Origin of the sequence: Prosthecobacter vanneervenii, from assembly GCF_014203095.1 — a bacterium.
Taxonomy (GTDB): Bacteria; Verrucomicrobiota; Verrucomicrobiia; order Verrucomicrobiales; family Verrucomicrobiaceae; genus Prosthecobacter; species Prosthecobacter vanneervenii.
This window is the reverse complement of record NZ_JACHIG010000006.1, coordinates 215,102-234,047: the sequence shown is the minus strand read 5'-3', so window position 1 is coordinate 234,047 and position 18,946 is coordinate 215,102. Positions and strand designations below refer to the sequence as shown.

At 60.3% G+C, this 18,946-nt stretch carries 16 protein-coding genes; 3 read left to right on the top strand and 13 right to left on the bottom strand.

The features are described from left to right. Nucleotides 1-3: 3 nt before the first annotated feature. From HNQ65_RS15320 to HNQ65_RS15300, 5 genes are read right to left on the bottom strand one after another with little or no spacing between them, the layout of a single operon-like run. A complete protein-coding gene (locus tag HNQ65_RS15320; RefSeq protein ID WP_184340451.1) occupies nucleotides 4-1,050 on the bottom strand; it encodes an AAA family ATPase in 1,047 nt (348 codons plus the stop codon). Nucleotides 1,051-1,071: 21 nt separating this feature from the next. Further along, on the bottom strand, nucleotides 1,072-2,388 hold the full coding sequence (locus HNQ65_RS15315) for a DUF4350 domain-containing protein (protein ID WP_184340450.1): 1,317 nt from the start codon (nucleotides 2,386-2,388) through the stop codon (nucleotides 1,072-1,074). Beyond that, nucleotides 2,385-3,926, bottom strand: a complete 1,542-nt coding sequence (locus HNQ65_RS15310) for a DUF4129 domain-containing protein (protein ID WP_184340449.1) — start codon at nucleotides 3,924-3,926, stop codon at nucleotides 2,385-2,387. Before HNQ65_RS15310 ends, HNQ65_RS15315 begins: the two co-directional genes overlap by 4 nt. After that, nucleotides 3,916-4,887 carry a stage II sporulation protein M gene (locus tag HNQ65_RS15305; RefSeq protein WP_184340448.1) on the bottom strand — a complete coding sequence of 324 codons (972 nt, stop codon included), beginning with the start codon at nucleotides 4,885-4,887 and terminating at the stop codon, nucleotides 3,916-3,918. The genes HNQ65_RS15310 and HNQ65_RS15305 overlap by 11 nt, the downstream gene beginning before the upstream one ends. Further along, on the bottom strand, nucleotides 4,884-5,651 hold the full coding sequence (locus HNQ65_RS15300) for an RDD family protein (RefSeq protein WP_221306178.1): 768 nt from the start codon (nucleotides 5,649-5,651) through the stop codon (nucleotides 4,884-4,886). The genes HNQ65_RS15305 and HNQ65_RS15300 overlap by 4 nt, the downstream gene beginning before the upstream one ends. Before the next feature lie 116 nt (nucleotides 5,652-5,767). Between HNQ65_RS15300 and HNQ65_RS15295 the strand changes: the two genes are divergently transcribed. Then, the gene (locus HNQ65_RS15295) at nucleotides 5,768-6,292 is read left to right on the top strand and encodes a DUF5362 family protein (protein WP_184340446.1); all 525 of its coding nucleotides are present in this window, start codon (nucleotides 5,768-5,770) and stop codon (nucleotides 6,290-6,292) included. Nucleotides 6,293-6,299: 7 nt separating this feature from the next. On the opposite strand, the gene hemW is transcribed toward HNQ65_RS15295, so the two are convergent. Continuing rightward, the gene (hemW, locus tag HNQ65_RS15290) at nucleotides 6,300-7,388 is read right to left on the bottom strand and encodes a radical SAM family heme chaperone HemW (protein WP_184340445.1); all 1,089 of its coding nucleotides are present in this window, start codon (nucleotides 7,386-7,388) and stop codon (nucleotides 6,300-6,302) included. A 65-nt stretch (nucleotides 7,389-7,453) separates the two neighbouring features. Here hemW and HNQ65_RS15285 point away from each other — a divergent pair, with 65 nt between their 5' ends. Further along, the gene (locus HNQ65_RS15285) at nucleotides 7,454-8,431 is read left to right on the top strand and encodes a phytoene/squalene synthase family protein (RefSeq protein WP_184340444.1); all 978 of its coding nucleotides are present in this window, start codon (nucleotides 7,454-7,456) and stop codon (nucleotides 8,429-8,431) included. A 33-nt stretch (nucleotides 8,432-8,464) separates the two neighbouring features. On the opposite strand, the gene HNQ65_RS15280 is transcribed toward HNQ65_RS15285, so the two are convergent. From HNQ65_RS15280 to HNQ65_RS15265, 4 genes are all read right to left on the bottom strand, one after another. Further along, complete coding sequence (locus HNQ65_RS15280) at nucleotides 8,465-9,976, bottom strand: efflux transporter outer membrane subunit (protein ID WP_184340443.1); 1,512 nt, start codon at nucleotides 9,974-9,976, stop codon at nucleotides 8,465-8,467. An 8-nt stretch (nucleotides 9,977-9,984) separates the two neighbouring features. Further along, a complete protein-coding gene (locus HNQ65_RS15275) occupies nucleotides 9,985-13,167 on the bottom strand; it encodes an efflux RND transporter permease subunit (RefSeq protein WP_184340442.1) in 3,183 nt (1,060 codons plus the stop codon). Between the two features lie 31 nt (nucleotides 13,168-13,198). After that, nucleotides 13,199-14,350, bottom strand: a complete 1,152-nt coding sequence (locus HNQ65_RS15270; protein ID WP_184340441.1) for an efflux RND transporter periplasmic adaptor subunit — start codon at nucleotides 14,348-14,350, stop codon at nucleotides 13,199-13,201. 69 nt (nucleotides 14,351-14,419) lie between these two features. Further along, nucleotides 14,420-15,016: a TetR/AcrR family transcriptional regulator gene (locus HNQ65_RS15265; protein WP_184340440.1), complete on the bottom strand. Its 597-nt coding sequence runs from the start codon at nucleotides 15,014-15,016 to the stop codon at nucleotides 14,420-14,422. 132 nt (nucleotides 15,017-15,148) lie between these two features. Between HNQ65_RS15265 and HNQ65_RS15260 the strand changes: the two genes are divergently transcribed. Beyond that, nucleotides 15,149-16,636 (top strand): sigma-54-dependent transcriptional regulator, encoded by a 1,488-nt coding sequence (locus HNQ65_RS15260; RefSeq protein WP_184340439.1) that lies wholly within the window; start codon nucleotides 15,149-15,151, stop codon nucleotides 16,634-16,636. 87 nt (nucleotides 16,637-16,723) lie between these two features. On the opposite strand, the gene HNQ65_RS15255 is transcribed toward HNQ65_RS15260, so the two are convergent. The 3 genes from HNQ65_RS15255 to queF form a co-directional block, all read right to left on the bottom strand. Continuing rightward, the gene (locus HNQ65_RS15255) at nucleotides 16,724-17,686 is read right to left on the bottom strand and encodes an RDD family protein (protein WP_184340438.1); all 963 of its coding nucleotides are present in this window, start codon (nucleotides 17,684-17,686) and stop codon (nucleotides 16,724-16,726) included. Nucleotides 17,687-17,846: 160 nt separating this feature from the next. Next, the gene (queC, locus tag HNQ65_RS15250; RefSeq protein WP_184340437.1) at nucleotides 17,847-18,503 is read right to left on the bottom strand and encodes a 7-cyano-7-deazaguanine synthase QueC; all 657 of its coding nucleotides are present in this window, start codon (nucleotides 18,501-18,503) and stop codon (nucleotides 17,847-17,849) included. Then, nucleotides 18,500-18,931 (bottom strand): preQ(1) synthase, encoded by a 432-nt coding sequence (queF, locus tag HNQ65_RS15245; RefSeq protein WP_184340436.1) that lies wholly within the window; start codon nucleotides 18,929-18,931, stop codon nucleotides 18,500-18,502. Before queF ends, queC begins: the two co-directional genes overlap by 4 nt. Nucleotides 18,932-18,946 lie beyond the last annotated feature (15 nt).

Sequence of the window (18,946 nt, the reverse complement as noted above, 5' to 3'; positions counted from 1 at the left end):
AAATCAGACGCGGGGGGCTTCGATGGTCTTGATCAGGGAGTTCAGCATGTCATCCACGCTTTGGCCGCTGATGGCGATTTCTGGCGCAAGCTGCACACGATGTCTAAGCACCGGCAGCACGGCGCGCTTCACATCCGCTGGGGTGATGTAGCCGCGCCCCTCCAGCAGTGCGTAGGCTTTGGCCACACGCACGAGGCTGATGGCCCCACGCGTGCCAGCCCCCAGCGAGATGGCGCTGTGCTGGCGTGTAGCGCGCACGATCTTGACGGCATAATCCACCACCTGCTCCACCGCCTGCACGGCTGCGGCTTCTGCCTGTGCTGCCAGAATGTCCTGCGGCGTGCAGACCTGCGGCACCTCGGAGGTGGAGAGCCCGCCGCCCGAAGCACGGGATGACACCGCCTTCACCACCCAGGTCTCGTTAGCTGCGTCCGGGTAGTCGATGAGCACTTTGAGCAAAAAGCGGTCGAGCTGCGCCTCTGGCAGCGGGTAGGTGCCCTCCTGCTCGATGGGATTCTGCGTGGCAAAGGTCATGAAAGGCGGTGCCAGCGTGTGGCTCTCTCCATCGATCGTCACCTGCGTCTCCTGCATCACCTCCAGCAGTGCGGATTGCGTCTTGGCTGGAGCGCGGTTGATTTCATCCGCCAGCAGCAGATTGGCAAAGACCGGCCCCCGCCGCACTCGGAAGGTGCCGCTGGTCATGTCAAAAAGCGTATGGCCGCAAACATCCGAAGGCATCAAATCTGGCGTGAACTGGATGCGACGAAAGCTGCCGCCAAACGTGCGTGAGAGCGCCAGGACGAGGTGCGTCTTGCCCAGGCCAGGCTTTCCCTCCAGCAGCACGTGCCCTCCTGCCAGCAATGCGGCAAGCACTTGGTTCAGCACCTCCTCCTGCCCCACAAAGACCTGCCCCACCGCCTGGCGGATCTGCTGGAAAATCCCTGTGCTCTGCGGCACCACCGGAGGCGAATAGCCTGCTGGTGGAAGCTGACCCGCAGGCGGCGGCGTGTAGAGGCTCGACACATCAGGTTCTGGAAGAATGGGGTTCATGGAGGTGAGGATGATGGATGTTTAAAGGACACGGCGCATGGCTTGGAGATCGCGCATGAGATTGACAAAGTTGTGGGCGCTATCAGGCGGTGCGGCATCAAAGGCGGCTGCCACACGCTTGGCTGGCAGCCCGGTGCGGCGGGAGATTTCCTCGGCCAGACGGTCATTCATCTGCCGGCTGCCGTCGTCCAGCGGCCGGTGGCGCTCCCGCACCCGCTCCCACACAGCCTCGCGTGCTGCATCCACCAGCATGGGCGCACGACGCATGCGCCAGAAGAACTCCCCCAGTGCGCCGATGTGGCTGGCAAAGTGGCGAGTGGCGTCCAGTTCCACTTCCATGAGCGGCCCAAATCGTGGCATCTGCTGCCAGAGCCAGAATACCAGGCAAAGCCCCAGGGCCACCAACGCCTTCCAGCCATGCTGCCACAGCATGCCAAAAAAGCTGCCCGAGGTGCTGGCCACAAAGAGCACCTCCTTGCGTGCATTTTCACCCACCAACGCGGACAGCCAGCTCGCATGGTCATGCTCCCCGATCCAGTGATTACGGAACGGACGCGCATGCGCCAGCAGCGTCACGCTGCCCATGCCATGCTTCAGATGCAGCGCCAGGGAGTCGTTCTTGGACCCGGCGGAAAACTCCCCCGCTCGCAGCTTGCGCTTGAGCACCATGCTTTGATAGCCGCCCAGGCTAAGATGGTAGGTCCTGCCATTCCATGACACCTCCTCATTTGCCTCCATCTCCTTGTCTTTTTCCTCCTGGGTTTTGGCCTTTTTGTCTTTTGCCCCCTGCTCTCCGACATCCTCCTTCTGCCCGGCCTTGTCCTTCTCTTTTTCTTTCTTGGCGCCCGGGGCTTTTTCCTCTCCGTGGAATTTTTCCAGCAAGCCCGGCAGCTCTTCGGCCGGCAAGCGCTTCTGCACCCCGACACCGAGCTGCTCCAGAACGGTGTCCTTTTCCTCTTCCAGCAGCAGAGCGGAGATAAAGGAGCCAAACTGGGTTTCAAAGTCGTTGTAGGGACGTGTGCCGGACAGACAGTAGATGAGATGGCCTCCGCTGTAGGCCCAGCGCAGCAGCTGCTTGGCCCGGCCCTGCGGCAGACCACCCTCCCCTGAGATGAGGATCACGGCATCGTGCTTTGGCATCTTGGTCAGAGACTTCGCTCCATGGGCATCGTGGCCGAGTTCGTCCAGCAGACGCTCGGCGGCCAGGAAGGGGTTCACACGCGCCTTGCCCTTGTAGCCTGTGGTTATTTCCACATCCTCCCAGTGCCCATCGCACGAGCAGATCATCAGCAGGCTGCACAGCATGAGAAGGCTGCGAATGGCAAGCCGAGGAGTCATGCTGCCCCTCCTTTCTCAATGAAGGGCCACTGATCACACAGTGCACCCATCTCGGCATCTGACACAGGCAGCAATGCATAGGCCACCTGCACCCAGGCCCCCGTCAGCTGGCGAAAATACTCTGCCTCAGGCTTCTCTCCGGCCTGGATCACCTGCATCAGACAGTCTTCCTCCGTATCGCTGTCGGAGATCGGCACCCGACGGCGGTTTACCAGCCAGGACAATGAACCGCGATAAAGCAGGCTGAGCGCTTCTTTGCCGTCTCCTGTCGCCCAGGCGGCGCGTGCAGCGGCCACAATGTCATCTGGCAGGCTCTCGCGTGTGATGTTCATGCCCATGAGCACCTTGGGCGCACGTACTGGTGCCCTGCTCGCACTGCGTGAGATGAAAAGATGACGGTTCCTCACCAGATAATACACCAGCCAGGAAGTCAGCCCAATGAGCAGGAGCCAGAACAAGCCCTTCCCTATGATCTCCAAAAAGCCCAGCGATGGCATCTCAGCCGAGCTTTTCTTTTCAGATTTGAAATCGGGCACCCACTTCTTGCTTTTGATCTTATGGATTTCAAATTCCGGCTCTTTGAGCACCTTCTCCACGGTCTTGGCGGGATCTGATTTCACTTCAGAGCCCAGCCTTGCCTTCTTAATATTGCCCTCCAGTTCACCGAGCATCTTGCGCAATTCCGGGTTGGTATCAGCCTGCGCCAGCTTTGGGTCTGCGGCATGCAGCGGCGAAGAAGCGGCCATCAAAGCCAGCAGGGCGATGACAAGCGCAGCCGAGCCGGAAGTCAGGCGCGCAGCCATGCGCCGGAAGGCCAGCTCCACATCCCAGCCCTCAATGCGTGTGCGGCAGTTCAGATAAAGCGCAAAGCCCGCCCCCACATAAAAAGGCTCGATAAGTGTGACGATAAGCATATGGCAGGCCGCTCCCCACCAGAGGAAGGCACGCGGGATGCTGCTTTCGATATCCAGCGCAGCGGAAAGCCCGCTCCATTCCGGCTGGGCAGCCTCCGGCAGCAGATCATAGGTGCCTGCCATCAGGCCAATCCAGGCAGCCAGCTCGATCTTGCTAAACACATACGACAAGCTCAGCCCGGAGCCGCCTCCGTCCATGGCCAATGTCTTGATACGCTGGTTGGCAGCCCCTCCGCTTAGGCCCTCCAGCATCTGCGCGGGCAGCGCAAAGCTGCGGATGAAGGATAACCTGCGCCAAAGAAGCGCAGGCAGGCAGTTCTTGAGCCACAGCCGCGGCCACTGTTTCATCGTCTCGGCAAAGCCAGGGCGCTCTCCAAAGGCGGCGCGACTCAGAAAGAAGAGCGGCACACGGTCATAGAGTGGCTTGAGCCACCACACCACGAGCGGAATCCACACCGGCGCAGCGTGCAGCAGCATGCATACCAGCACCCACAGCGGCAGCACCGTGCAGGCCCAAAGCAGAATGATGCGCCCGTAGTCCCGGCGCACCATCGCACAGCCCAGGTCCACAGCCTCCCACGGCTGGCGCGGCCGCAGATTTACGGTGATGTTTTCAAGCCGCATTGCCGCTCCTCCTTCCGCTAAAAAGTAGAAACACCGTCAGCAGCACCCAGCACATGCCACCCGAGGCAAATTTGATCGAAAGCGGCAGGTTCAGCGGCGACCAAAAGCCCTCCAGCACTGCCGCCAGGCTCGTCAGGATCGCAGCACCGATCAGCAGCGGCAGCGCTTTGCGCCCCGCCAGCACCAGCGCCTCGCGCCTCTCCATGCGGCCCGGCCGCAGCACCGACCACCCCACCCGCATCCCTGCCATGGCAGCGATGATCATGCCGGTGATTTCAGGCGCTCCGTGTGCGACCACCCACGCATACAGCGTCATAGGATTGCCGGAATAGTGCACGTAGCCAAATACCGCGCCAAGAAACAAGGAATTGAACATCAGAACAAACAAAGAGCCCACACCGCCGAGGATGCCTCCGGCGAAAGTCTTGAAATTGATGCTGACGTTGTTCCAGATGTAGAAGCAGAAGGCCGCAAAGCCAGAGCCATAGCTCTCACGCACAAAATCAGAGGGCTTGCTGGACTCTCCGTACATGCTCTCGATCTGCACCATGCCTTCCGGCCCCAGCAGCGCCATGGCCCACTCCGGATGTGCCGGAGTAATGGCGGCGATCAGCACTGCCGGCAGGTAGAACAGCGCGGTGCACCACCAGAAGAGTCTCCATTCTGCCCGTACCGCCTGGGGAAACTCCACAAAGAACAGCCGCACAAACGCCTCCCAGCCCCCGGCGCTGTGGCGCTCAAGCACACGGTACGTCCGCAGGGCCAGCGCATTGAGCTTCTGAGTGAGGCGCTGCGGGCTCATGCGGTGCTGCGCCACGCTCAGGTCATGGCAAACCTGGCGAAAGGTGGCTGGCAGTTCGTCCACCGCCGCCGTGGGGTGATTCTGCTCGGCCTCTGCCAGCAGCTTTTCCAGCTTCTGCCAGCGGGGCTCGATCTGCTTTTCAAACTGCGCCGGTGTCATGAGCGGGAGTAGGCTGCTCCTTTCAGCGGTGGCGGTGTGGCGCGTTTCTCCTCAGGTTCCTGCAGCCACAGTGCCATGCCGCAAAGGCGTCGCAATCCTTCTGGGCCGGGTGCCTTTGTCAGTGGCTGCGCCAGCGAGGCCAGTTCAAGACGCCGCTCATCCGCCCATAACGGTGCACGCTCGATGAACTGCAACAGCGCCGCCTGCTCCTCCCGCGTGAGCACCTGGGAGGGTGCCAGGCGCTCTGCTTGAATTGGTACTTGAGCTACAACGGTGTGCGGCAGCTCGACATACGTCACCACCGTGTTCGCCACCAGATCTCCCAACCGCTGAAATCGCCGGGTGAAAAGCATGCAGACAATCCCTGTAAGGTAAAAAAACGGCATGAAATCCACCACGCGCAAAAAGTTTCGCATCACGGCCTGCGCCAGCGTCACCGGGCCCCCTGTCATGCTCATGACCCGCAGCTTGAAAACGCGCTGCCCAGGTGTTGCACCCTTGGCACCCGCTTCAAAGATGACGTTGTAAAACCACTCCATGAAGAAAATGAAAAGTAGGAACAGTCCCAGAGTGACCTGCGGCCCCAGCACGTCTGCCAGAAGCCAGAACATGAGGATGGAAGCACCAATGTAGATGGCTATGCGGATCAGCAGGTCAATCAAGTAAGCCATGCTGCGAACTGCCACACCCGCGACGCGGAGCTGAATCTCCACGCCATCTGCGAGTTCGACTGATTGCAAGGTGTCCGCGCGCGCCGCTGCCATTGGTGCCTAATGAAGCGGCTCCGATTGGTTTTGACAACCATCGAATTATTTTCGTAGGTTTGAATAATGTGCGGGTTCACACCCGACGCTCATTCACCTCAATCTCCACACCTATCATGGAAACACCCGCCAACCCTTACTCCACCCCATCTGCCAACTTGTACGGGGCCCCTGCGGGTGTGAGTTCCGACATCGTTGCCCCCAGCACCATCGCTCAGCTTACCGGCACCAAGCCCTGGGTACGCTTCATGTCAGTGATGATGTGGATCGGCGTCATCTTCATGCTGCTGGCAGCCGGAGCCATGGCGGTTGTGGCCGCCATCGGCAAGGGCAAGCTGGCTGGCAACTCCCCTTTTGGTGACGTGCAGTTCATCGCGCTAGCCGCGATTTACGTGTTCTTTGCTGTTTTGTACATCATCCCCGCCACCAAACTCTGGAAATATGCCAACCGCATCGGCTCCCTAGCAGCCTCACATAGCCTGGCCGATCTGGACAAGGCCCTGAATGAACAACGTGGCTTCTGGAAATTCGTTGGCGTCATGATGATCATCATGCTTTCCCTGTACTTGATCGCTATCATTGGCGTAGTGGCACTGGGCACCACCGCTGCGCTGAAATCCGGCGCCTTCCCGGTGAAATAAACCTGCCCTACCCCATCAGCGCCACAGCGATGGGATCAACCAGCGGCTTCCCTGCTCGGGTCAGCCGTAAGTGACTTTCGTCATAGCTCAGCAGCCCCTGATCTCGCAGAGTCTCGAGCATTTTGCGCGACTCCGGGGCGATCAGCTCCAGCGGCAGGCCGCGCGCCGTTCGCAGTTCCAGGCCAAAACGCTCGGTGCGGCGTTGATCAGGTGTGAGTTCCTCCACCTCCACGGCGGTATCTTCTCCGGCCAGCGTCATCGCCATGTAGCGCGGGGTGTCTTTGACATTGTGCCAGCGCCTGCCACCCACGGTTGAAAAAGCGCCAGGCCCGATGCCCAAATAGTCTTCTCCCATCCAGTAGGCCTCGTTGTGCACGGAGCGGTGCCCCGCTTTGGCGTAGTTGGAGATCTCGTAGTGCTCAAAGCCGTCTGCCTCCAGCAGATCGATCGCCAGATTGAAAAAATCCGCGTCGCGCCCTTCGTCCTCGCGGTACTCCCCAGCCTTGAGTCGGCGGAAAAAGTCCGTGTCCTCCTCATAGTTCAGGTTGTAGGCGGAGATGTGGTCAGGCTGTAGGGCGATGGTGTGCTCCAACGTGCTGCGCCACGTGTCCATGCTCTGCCCCGGGATGGAAAACATCAGGTCCAAGTTCAGACTGGGAAAACCTTCCGCTTTTAGCACCTGCCACGTCTCTTCCGCATCAGCTCTTGCATGATCACGGCCCAGGGTTTTGAGCGTTTCGTCATCCCAGGCCTGGATGCCCAGACTGATACGTGTGACGCCCATGGCACGCATCAGCGCCGCCTTGGACTCTGTGACACTGCGAGGATTGGCCTCCATCGTAAACTCCACCATCTGCGAGAAATCCACCCGCTCCTTCAGCCCGTACAGCAGGCGCTCCAGATGCACGTCGCTCAGCATCGTGGGCGTACCACCGCCAAAGAAAATCGTCTGCGGCTGCAGCGGCTGTTTTTCCACCTCCCTCAGCAGCGCATCCACAAATGCCGTCATGTCCGTGCCACCCGGCGTGTGCTTGTGAAAGCTGCAGTAGGGGCAGATGCGGTGGCAGAATGGAATATGAACGTAAAGGTGCTTCACTCTCCCAATGCTAGCAGAGAATGCTTGCTCCGGCATCTAGCATCTACCATCTAGCACCTAGAACCATGTCTGACGAATCCCACCATGAACGCGAACTCGGCGGCCAGCTGCTGGCATCGGTCTCGCGTTCTTTCTATCTCACCCTCAAGGCATTGCCCAAGGAACTGCGCGAGCCCATCTCCCTCGCTTACCTGCTGGCCCGCACGGCGGACACCATCGCCGACACTGCCAGCGTGGACGCCGCCATCCGCCTCGACTGCCTCGAGCGCTACCGCGCTCTTGTTCGTGGCACTGGTGACGTTCAAAGCCTCGCCAACATGCTCATCCGCCAGTTCTGCCCGCAGCAGAGCGATGATGCCGAGCGCCGCCTGATGGAAAAATTTGCCGATGGCATCGCCTGGATGCGCACCATGCAACCCGCACCGCTGGCCGCCATTCAGAGCGTGCTGGAGCACATCATCGACGGTCAGATGCTCGACATCCGCCGCTTTCCCTCAGACGGCCAGCTGCGCCGCCTGGCCAGCGCAAAGGAGCTGGACGAGTACACCTGGCTGGTGGCCGGATGCGTGGGCGAATTCTGGACCCAGCTCTGCGCCAGCGAGCTGCCCGCCTCTCTTGACCCCGCCGTGAGCACCGCCCAGATGCAGGAATGGGGCGCTCGCATGGGCAAAGGCCTGCAGCTTATCAACATCCTGCGAGACATCGGTGAAGACACCCGCGACGGCCGCTGCTACCTGCCCTGCCAGCCCGAGGACATCCAGACAGAATGGAGCCTCTGGCTGCAAACCTGCACCGAGCATCTCGAGTGCGGCCTGCGGTACGTCCAGCACGTGGCCCACGGCAAGCTCCGCTATGCCACAGCCCTGCCCCTGCTCCTTGGCATCCAAACCGTGGCCAAAATGCGCACCTCTACGTGGGATAAGATTCAGCAGGGCGTCAAAATCTCCCGTCTCGACGTCGCCAGCATCCTCGCCCAGGCCGCCATCGCCTGCCGCAGCGCGGGGGCGATGGAGAAGCTCTATCGGAAGCTGGCGGAAGCTTGAGGTACGACGTACACTCCCTGTCCGTCGCACGAATCAATCCTTCTTAAACCACCCCTTCACCTTCGTGAAAAAGCCTTTCTTCGGTGCGGTGGAACCCATTGCCTCCGGATCAGGCGTGATGGCAGGCACCGTCACGGGCAGGTTTTGATCCCAGCCACCGCCGAGAGCTTTGACCAGGCTCACGCTGGCGATCAGTCGCTGACCGGCCAGCGTGGCACAGGCGCGCTCGGTCGTTAGCAGAGAGCGGTTGGCCTCGATCACATCCAGATAAGGACTGGTGCCAGCCTCATAGCGTGCATGGGCGATCTTTGCCGCCTGCTGCGCGCTGGCGCGTGCACGGTGCTGCGCCTCAGTCTGGTTGCTGAGATTGCGCATGGCAGCCAGGGCGTTTTCCACATCATTGAACGACGCCAGGATCGCCTGTCGGTAGTTAGCCAGCGCTTCATCATGCGCGGCGCGGGCACGTTCCATGTAGGCGCGGTTCTTGCCACCGGCAAACAGCGGCACCGTGATGCTCGGGCCGATGTTCCAGTTCATGCTTCCCATCTCAAAGAGCTTTTCCACATCGCCGCTCAGATAGCCTGTGCGGCCCGTGAGCCGGATGCTGGGAAAGAAATTGGCTTTCGTCACACCGATCTGCGCAGTGGTGGAGGCCAGAGTGCGCTCGGCAGCCGCCACATCAGGGCGACGCTCAAGTAGATCAGTAGGCACACCCGCTGGGACGACGGGCGGAGAAGGCAGCTGGCTTGGATTGCCCCCCATCTTAAAGGCACTGGGGTTTGTTCCCGTCAGCAGAGCAATGGCATTTTCCAGCTGGTCACGCTGATTTTGCAGTGCTCCCACTTCGGCCTCGGCGCTGGCCACCTCGGTCTCGGCCTGCGCCTGCTCCAGTTCACTGCCTGCACCAGCCTTCACGCGAGCACGTGCGATGTCCAGCGCCTGCCTGCGCCAGCCCACGGCCGCGCGCACGGTGGCCAGTTCGCCATCGAGAGCACGAATGCGGAAGTAGTTCGTGGCCACGTCGGCATGCACTCCGAGCAGCACGTTTTGCATTTGGTTGGCGGCAGCAGCGGCATCCGCACGCGCGCTTTCGTTCTGGCGACGGATCTTTCCCCACAGATCCAGTTCCCAGCTAAAATCCAGCGGCACCGTGTAGCTCGGCCCAACGTAATGCAGGCCGTTCAGCGGAAAGGCGCTGGGCATGTTGGGGGAAGTGCGCTGCGTGGTGAAGGCGGAATTAATATCCGCCGTGGGGAAAAACGCCGCACGCGCCAGCCCCGTACCCGCCCGCGCCTGGTCAAAGCGCGCCACCGATGCCTTCAGCGTCTGGTTGTTTGCCGTGGCCATCTCCATGAGGCTGTTCAGCCTGGCATCGCCAAACACGCGCCACCACGCACCTTTCGGCAGTGTATCGAGCGGGCGTGCTTCACGCCAGTTCACGGCACCTTTGTAGCCTGCTGGCGTCACAGTTTCCGGCCGTTCGTAATTCGGCCCGATCTGGGCGATGACACTAGTCGCAAAAAGAAATGGAATGAAAAAGCGCATGGCGAAAATCAGTGAGGAACAGGAAGAGCAGCGGAAGGGATTTCGTCGGCAGAAGCGGAGGCCTTCTTTTTCTTCTGCCACAGCATCACCAGCACATAAAACACCGGCGTGAAGAACAGGCCCAGGAAGGTCACGCCGATCATGCCGGCAAACACGGCGGTGCCCATGGCGCGGCGCATTTCAGCGCCCGCACCGGTGGAGACCACCAGCGGATACACACCAGCGATGAAGGCGATGGACGTCATCAAAATCGGACGCAGGCGCAGGCGGCAGGACTCGATGGCCGCTTCCAGCGGACTGAGGCCGTGATCAAATTTCTCCTTCGCAAACTCCACGATCAGAATCGCGTTTTTGCAGGCCAGCCCGATCAGCACGATGAAGCCGATCTGCGTGAAGATGTTGTTGTCACCACCCGTGATCATCACCCCCGCCAGCGCAAACAGCAGGCACAGCGGCACGATGAGGATGATGGCCAGCGGCAGGCGCAGGCTCTCATACTGGGCGGCCAGCACCATGAACACCAGCAGGATGCACAGCGGGTAGATGTAGATGGCGGTGTTTCCGGCGATTATCTTCTGGTAGGTGAGGTCCGTCCACTCAAACTCAAACCCGCCCGGCAGGCCTTCTTTGGCCAGCTTGGAGATGAGCTCCTCCGCCTGGCCGGAGCTCAGCGGCGGCATGGGGGCACCGTTCAGGTCGGCGGCGAGGTAGCCGTTGTAATGCGTGACACGGTCCGGGCCAAAGCCCTCCTTCACTTTCACCAATGATCCCACGGGCACCATCTCACCCGCAGCGTTGCGCGTTTTCAGCCGCGTGATGTCGCTGGCGTCGTCACGGAACTGCTGCTCCGCCTGCGCCACGACCTGGTAGGTGCGGCCAAAGCGGTTGAAGTCGTTCACGTAAAGGCTGCCGAGGTTGACCTGCAATGTCTCAAACAGATTCGCCAGCGGCACGCCCTGAACCTTCGCTTTCTCACGATCCACGTCCGCCTCAAGCTGCGGCACATTGACGGTGTAGCCGGAGTAAACCTGCGTGAGCTTCTGGGTGCCATAGGCTGCGCCGACGAGCTTCTGCGTGGCCTGATAAAGCGCCGCGTAGCCCTGGTTGCCTCGGTCTTCCACCATGAGCTTGAACCCGCCCGTGGTGCCGATGCCGTTCACAGGCGGTGGCGGGAACATCATCACCATGGCGTCCTGGATGGCCATGAACTTGCCGTTGAGCGAATTGGCGATGGCCGCGCCGCTGAGCTCCGGCGACTTGCGGTCCTCGAAGTTGTCGAGGCCGACGAACACGATGCCCGCATTGGGGCTGATGGTGAAACCCTGGATGGACAGGCCCGGGAAAGCGATGGCGTCCTTCACGCCCGGCTCGTCCATGGCGATCTGGGACATCCGACGCATGACGTCGTCGGTGCGGTCAAGAGAAGCGCCATCTGGCAGCTGCGCAAAGCCGACGAGGTACTGCTTGTCCTGGCTGGGCACAAAGCCCTCGGGCACAGTTTCAAAACCTTTCCATGTGGCCCAGACAAGACCGCCGTAGATGATGACGGCGATGAAGCTGAAACGGATGATGCGTTTCACCAGGCCCACATACACATTGGACGACCACTCAAAGAAGCGGTTGAACGGCCGGAAGAACCAGCCAAACAGACCGTCGATGAGCTTGGTGAGGATGTCACGCTTGTCACCGTGGCCCTTCAGCAGCAGCGCGGAGAGCGCCGGAGAAAGCGTGAGCGAGTTGATGGCCGAAATGACCGTGGAGATGGCGATGGTGACGGCGAACTGCTTGTAGAACTGGCCGCTGAGCCCGCTGATGAATGCCGTGGGAATGAACACCGCGCACAGCACAAGCGCCGTGGCCACGATGGGCCCTGTCACCTCCGTCATGGCCTGCTGCGTGGCCGCCAGCGGCTTGAGACCGTTCTGAATGTTACGCTCCACGTTTTCGACGACCACGATGGCGTCATCCACCACGATGCCGATGGCAAGCACGAGGCCGAAGAGGGAAAGATTGTTGATCGAGAACCCGAGCGCATGCATCACCGCAAAGGTGCCGACGAGAGACACCGGCACCGCCGCCAGCGGGATGATGGAGGCACGCCAGGTCTGCAGGAAGATAACGACGACCAGCACGACGAGCACCAGAGCCTCCAGCAGCGTGTGGATGACCGCATCGATGGACTTCTCCACGAACACCGTGGGGTCATAGGCGATGGCGTAGTCCACGCCCTCGGGCATTTTCTTCTTCAGCTCAGCCATGCAATGGCGCACCGCCTCGGAGACGGCGAGCGCATTCGCGCCGGGAAGCTGGAATACGCCCATGCCGACGGCACGCTTGTTGTTGAGCAGCGCGCGCAGCGAGTAGTCGCCCGAGCCCATCTCGGAGCGTGCGACATCCCGCAGGCGGAGCTTTTCCCCATGCGGCCCGGTCTTGACGATGATCTGCTCAAACTCCTCCTCGCTGATAAGGCGGCCCTTGGCATTCACCGTCAGCTCAAAGGCGGAGTCCTTGGTGGGCTGCTGGCCGATGGTGCCCGCGGCCACCTGGATGTTCTGCTCGCGGATGGCGTTCACGATGTCGCCGGAGGTCAGGCCACGCGCGGCGGCCTTGTCGGGATCGATCCAGATGCGCATGGCGTAGTCGCCGCCGCCGAAGATGTTCACCTGCCCCACACCGGAGAGTCGCGACAGCTCGTCCTTCACATTGAGGGTGGCGTAGTTGCGCAGGTAGATCTCGTCATAGCGCTCGTTGGGGGAGAGCAGATGCACCACCAGCGTCATGTTGGGAGAAGACTTCACCGTGGTGACCCCGAAACGGCGCACCTCCTCCGGCAGCTTGGGAAGCACCTGCGCCACGCGGTTCTGCACCTGCATCTGCGCGAGGTCGAGCTCCGTGCCGATCTTGAACGTGACGGTGAGCGTCATCACGCCATTGGCCGTGCTCATCGACGACATGTAGAGCATGTTTTCGATGCCGTTGATCGTCTGCTCCAGCGGCGAGGCCACCGTTTCGGCAATGGTCTTCGGATTCGCACCGGGATAGGTCGCCGTCACAATGACCGTCGGCGGCACGACCTCAGGATACTCGGAGATCGGCAGCTGAAAGAGGGAGATGCCGCCGAGAATGAAAATCAGCAGCGACAGCACACCCGCAAAGATGGGACGGGTGATAAAAAATCGGGAAATGTTCATGCAAGCGTAGGGGGTATGTTTCGCTTTGCGATTACTTGGCCGCCGTTTCCTTGGCAGGCGGCGCATCCACCGGCTGCACCGGCATGCCTGGCTGCGGCAGACGCGCCTGCCCATTCACGATGATCTTGTCTCCCGCCGCCAGGCCGCTGCGGATGATGCGCTTGCCGTCGATGCTTGGCCCGATCACGATGGGCTTGTAAACCGACAGTGCAGGCGTCTTGGACTGGTCGATCCCCAGGACATACTTGTTGGCCTGATCTGTAAGGATGCTTTTTTCATCCACCAGCAGCGCCTGGTACTTGCCCGTCATAGGAATTCGGATGCGCGCAAACAGCCCCGGCGTGAGGATGTTGTCGCCATTGGAGAATTCAGCGCGCAGCACCATGCTGCCCGTGCCGGCGTCCAGCCGGTTGTCGAAGGACTCGATGTGCCCATGGTGTGGGAAACCCTTCTCATTGGAGAGCTGCAGTTCCACGGGCACTCGGCCGTCCCCATTGGTGAAGGTCTTTTTATCTCGCTGCATCGCCTGCAGTTTCAGCAGGCTGTTTTCATCGATGTCGGCATAAACATAGACGGGGTCCACGGTCACAATGGTCGTCAGCAGCGTGGTCCCGGCGGTGACATAGTTGCCTGTCGTGGTGATGGCACGGCTGATCCGGCCGCTGATGGGCGCCTTCACCGTGCTGTGCTCAAACTCGATCTCCGCGCTGTGCTGCGCCGCCTTGGCGGCCTCCAGCCCGGCAATGGCCTGTAGGTTCATCGACTCACGTGCCTCCGCCTGCTCTGGGGCGATGGCTTTGGCCTCCAGCAGGGTCTTCACACGGTCAAACTCACGCTTCATCGCCATGGCGTTCGCCTCCGCACGTGCCACCTCGGCCGCCGTGGAACGCAGGCGGGTCTGGAAGGGACGCTGGTCGATGGTGAAAAGAATGTCTCCCTTGTTCACCATGGCCCCGGCTTTAAAATGCACCTCTGTGATGTAGCCGGACACTCGTGGCTTCAGTTCCACCGTTTCCACCGGCTCAACACGCCCCGTGAACTCCTCCCACTCAACGAGTTCTTTCTGCTCGACCGGTGCGAGCGTGACCGGTGCCGGGGGCATCTGCCCGCCATGGCCACCACCAGGCGGTTTGCCACAGGCAGCCAGAAGCAGGACAAGAGGGAGAAGGTTTTGGATTTTCACGGGGCGCGTTAGGTTTTGGGGTGTAAAAGTTGACCAGTTGGTTAATTTGAAAGCAAAAAATGACCCATCTCAGTCTTTGACTCCGAGAATGATCTTGGCTCCGGCCTCAAACTCATCCAGACGGCCAAGATCGTTCCACATGCGGGCATGCAGCAGCAGGCCTTCGCTGTAGGCAAACACGATCCGTGCCAGAGCCATGGCATCGTGCGTGACAATGCTGCCCTGCGCCTGCGCATCACGGATGGCGCTCTCATAGTAGCGGATGAACTGGGCCAGGATTTCCTGCAGTTTGTCCCGCAGGCGCTCATCCACCGTGCTGACCTCCGCACCCAGGGAATGAATGGGACAGCCTAGCACTCGGCCATGTTTTTGAAACAGCTCCTCCTGTTCCTGGCGAAAATTGCGGAAACAGTTCAGGATCCGTTCCACTGGCGGCACCACAGGGGAGAAAATTTGATCCAGCTCCTTGCGGTGCTCGACCCAGCCATGCTCGATCGCGGTGAGGGCCAGTTCCGTCTTGGACTCAAAGAAATGGTAGAAGCTTCCCTTCTTGACCCCTGCCCTCTCGCAAATCTGATCCACCGAAGTGCTGCCATAGCTGCCTATCCAGATCAGTTCGATCATGGATTCTATCAGGCGGTCTTTGGCGGTGGAGGTGCGTCCCATGGGGATGTTTTAGGCTGTGGTATTGCATAATCAACGAACTAGACGTTTAGTCAACTATTTTCAAGACCCTCCACTTATCACTCCTCCATTTAGTAGCTCGTCTTTTTCCAAAACTGTGCCATTCTTTCACTCATGCACGACCAAGCCACAGTCCTGATCGTCGATGACGAGAAGCACACCCGCGACGGCCTGCGCCTCTCGCTGGAAGATGACTTCGACTGCTATGTGGCTGCCAACGCCGCCGAGGCGATGGAATACCTGCAAAATGACCACATCGATGTGATGCTCACGGACCTCCGCCTCGGCGAGGACGACGGCATGAAGCTGCTGGATGCCGCCCTAGCCCTGCCCAAGCCGCCTGTCTGCATCATGATGACCGCCTACGGCAGCGTGGACACCGCCGTGGAGGCCATGCGCCGCGGAGCCTACCATTTCGTCACCAAGCCGCTGAACCTCGACGAGGTGGAGCTGCTCATCAAACGCGCCCTGCGCAGCCGCTCGCTGGAGCACGAAAACGTCGCCCTCAAGCAGCAGGTGGAGCGCAAATTCTCCATCGAGGGCATCCTTGGCCAGGCCGAGGTGATGAAACCCATCCTGGACACCATCCAGCAGGTGGCTCCCTCCCGCGCCACGGTTTTGATTGAAGGTGAAAGCGGCACCGGCAAAGAGCTGGTGGCCCGCGCCATTCACAATCTCAGCGGCCGCCCCAAGGCCAGCATCGTCTCCGTGCACTGTGCCGCCCTTTCCCCACAGATCCTGGAGAGCGAGCTCTTCGGCCATGAAAAAGGCGCCTTCACCGGTGCGCAAGAGCGCCGCATCGGCCGCTTTGAGCAGGCCAACGGCGGCACGCTTTTCCTCGATGAAATTGGCGAGATCGACGCCAGCACCCAGGTGAAACTGCTGCGCGCCCTCGGAGAACAGACCATCGAGCGTGTGGGCAGCAGCAAGCCCATACAGATCAATGTACGCGTCATCGCTGCGACGAACCGCGACCTGGCCAAGATGGTGGAAGAAGGCAAATTCCGCGAGGACCTCTACTGGCGCCTGCGCGTAGTCACCATCAAGCTGCCGCCGCTGCGTGCACGCAAGAGCGACATCTCCGTGCTGGCGGATCACTTTCTCAAGGAGCTGGCCAAGGCCAACGGCAAGGCCTACAAGCCCCTCGGAGAGGACGCCCTGCCCGCCATGATGAACTACGACTGGCCCGGCAACATCCGTGAGCTGCGCGCCGCCATTGAGCACGGAGTAGTCATGAGCAACAGCAACCGCGTGATGCTCAAGCACCTGCCCTCCTACCTGCTCAATCCGCACGGCCTGGGCTTCGGACTCCGCGCTCCCTCTTTGATCGCCGCCAAAGACGCAGCAGCCGCGCTGCCTGCCACCGCTTCAGCCGACACCCCAGATGCCATCGCCAGACCCAAGAGCGATCTGGATGTGAACGAGGCCGAGCACCAGCTCATCCTCACCGCCCTGCAGCGCAGCGGCAACAACCGCACCGTCGCCGCCGAAATGCTGGGCATGAGCCGCCGCACCCTGCAACGCAAGCTCAAGGAGCTGAACATGGTGCGCACGCACCGCAGGCGCAGCGTGACACAGGCATTACCTCCTCCCCCGGCCTGAAGAACGCTTCATCAAAACAGCGGTGAATTCGTCCGAAACTCTCACTTTGGAAATCCAACGATGAGCCCATCCATTCCACGCCACGCCTTATGGCCTCGATGCCGGGGCGACGTAGGGAGCAGGATATTTTGACGGATTCTTCATGGCATCTTTCACCACCCGCGCCAGTCCGGCGATCAGGAGTGCTGCCAGCAAGCCGCCCACCTGCTTCAGGCTGAGCTGGCTGGCTGCCTCCTTTTCCATGGCAGCCTGTGCTGATTCGGCAGGAAGACGCCACATCACCTGGCATCCAGCCAGCAGATCATGCAGACATTGGCGACTGGGCGTCCACAGGCAGGCAAGGTAAAGCGGCAAAAAAAGAATGGAAGCCATCATGCCGGCCACACGCAGCATCCCCTGACCGAAATTGACACGCACACCATGCCTGTCTGTCACCACCAGTCCCAGCATTCGCTTTCCCAGTGATGCCTGCATGCCGGAACACTCCAGCAGTGCATAATAAAGCAGGACACATGCTGACACCAGCAGCCTAAGGCCATTCGTCATCTCCTGTGCTGCTGGTAGATTCTTGCCTGTCACGGCCATTTCTTGGATCGCGAGAAACTCCTTCAGAAAAAGCACCCCCATCATGGCAAAAAGCACCAATCCAGTGTCGATCACGAAGGCCCCCACCCGCCTCATGAAAGGGGCCGCTATGTCCACCATCCCAGCAGGACATCCGGCAACTTTTGCCCGCCGCACTTCGACCGCCTTTGGACCGCGAGCGGATGCGGACAAAACTGCTTCTGGCAGAGACTGCACCCTCTGGAGTGATCCTCGTTTTTCATATACCACGCGGTAAGGAAACTGATCCTCTGGCAGATGATAAAGCCACAAGTAAGCCTGATAAATCCGCTCCGACTTAGCAACCGCTTTGGCACGCATTTCTTCCATTCCCGCAAAGCTGCCCGGATTCCATACCGTGGCCATCTGCTGGTAGGCGGTATTTAAAGATTCCCGGGTTATAGGGGCGGCAATTTCCAGTAAATCCAAGGCTTCCCGAGTGGTCATAGACCGTTCATGTAATGAATCATTCGGCAAAATCAAACATTACACTCCAATATTCCCTGATACCAAACACCCATTTAGAAGCATCGGAGTGTGCAACAGTTCTAGCCTGCACACTCGAAAAGACAGCCCGCTCCACTCACCGCTGGAGCAGCGAGATCCATCACTCTTCGTAAACCGTCGGGTCTGGCAACCCGGCCAGCACGAAGGCCTCGATGCGTTCCACGCAGGTGCCGCATTTGCCGCAGTGAAGATCGCCGCCTTTGTAGCATGACCACGTCTTTCCGTAGTCCACCCCCAGCTCCGCGCCGGTTTTGGCGATGCCCGCCTTGTCCAGATGAATAAAAGGGCGCATCAGCTCGATGTGCGCATACGTCCCCTCCCGCATGGCGGCCGCCATGCCTTGCATAAAGGGCTCACGGCAGTCGGGATAGATCGTGTGATCACCCGCATGCGCAGCGATCACCAGCGCATCCGCCCCGCAGCTCTCCGCCAGCCCACAGGCAATGGAGAGCATGATGCCGTTGCGAAATGGCACCACGGTCTTCTTCATGTTTTCATCCGCATAGTGCCCCTCGGGGATGGTGCCGCCAGACTTCAGCAGATCAGAGGCAAAGTGCTGGTTCATGAAGCCGAGATCAATGATGTCGTGTTTCACGCCAGATGTCGCACAATGCCACGCCGCCAGCGGGATCTCCCGGTGGTTGTGCTTGGCACCGTAGTCAAAGCTCACCGCACCCACGACCTCATGCTCGTGACGCGCCCAGTAGAGAGCCGTCACGGAATCCATCCCACCGGAGAGCAGCACGAGCGTTTTCATTCTGGCAGGCGCAGCGTTTCTTCAATGTCGGGAAAGCGGGCCTCGCAGGTGAGCTGGATCCCGCCGCGTGCGCCAAATTTCCCCCGCACCACCACCTGCTTTGGAGCGCAGGCTTTCACGATGTCGTCCAGCACGCGGTTCACGATGGCCTCATTGAAGGAGGCATGGTTGCGGTAGGATGCCAGATAGAATTTCAGCGACTTTGTCTCCACGCACTTCTCATCCGGGATGTAATAAATCTCCAGATGTGCTGAATCGGGCTGCCCAGTCACAGGGCAAATGGAGCTGAATTCCGGCGCGCTGAGGTGAATGCGGTAGTTGCGGCCTGGTGTGCGGTTCGGGAAGGTCTCCAGCACCGCCACGTCCGGCGAGGCGGGCAGGCGGTTTTCGGAACGTCCGAGCAGGGTGAGATCAGGGGAGGAAGACATGTTCTCTCCAGAATG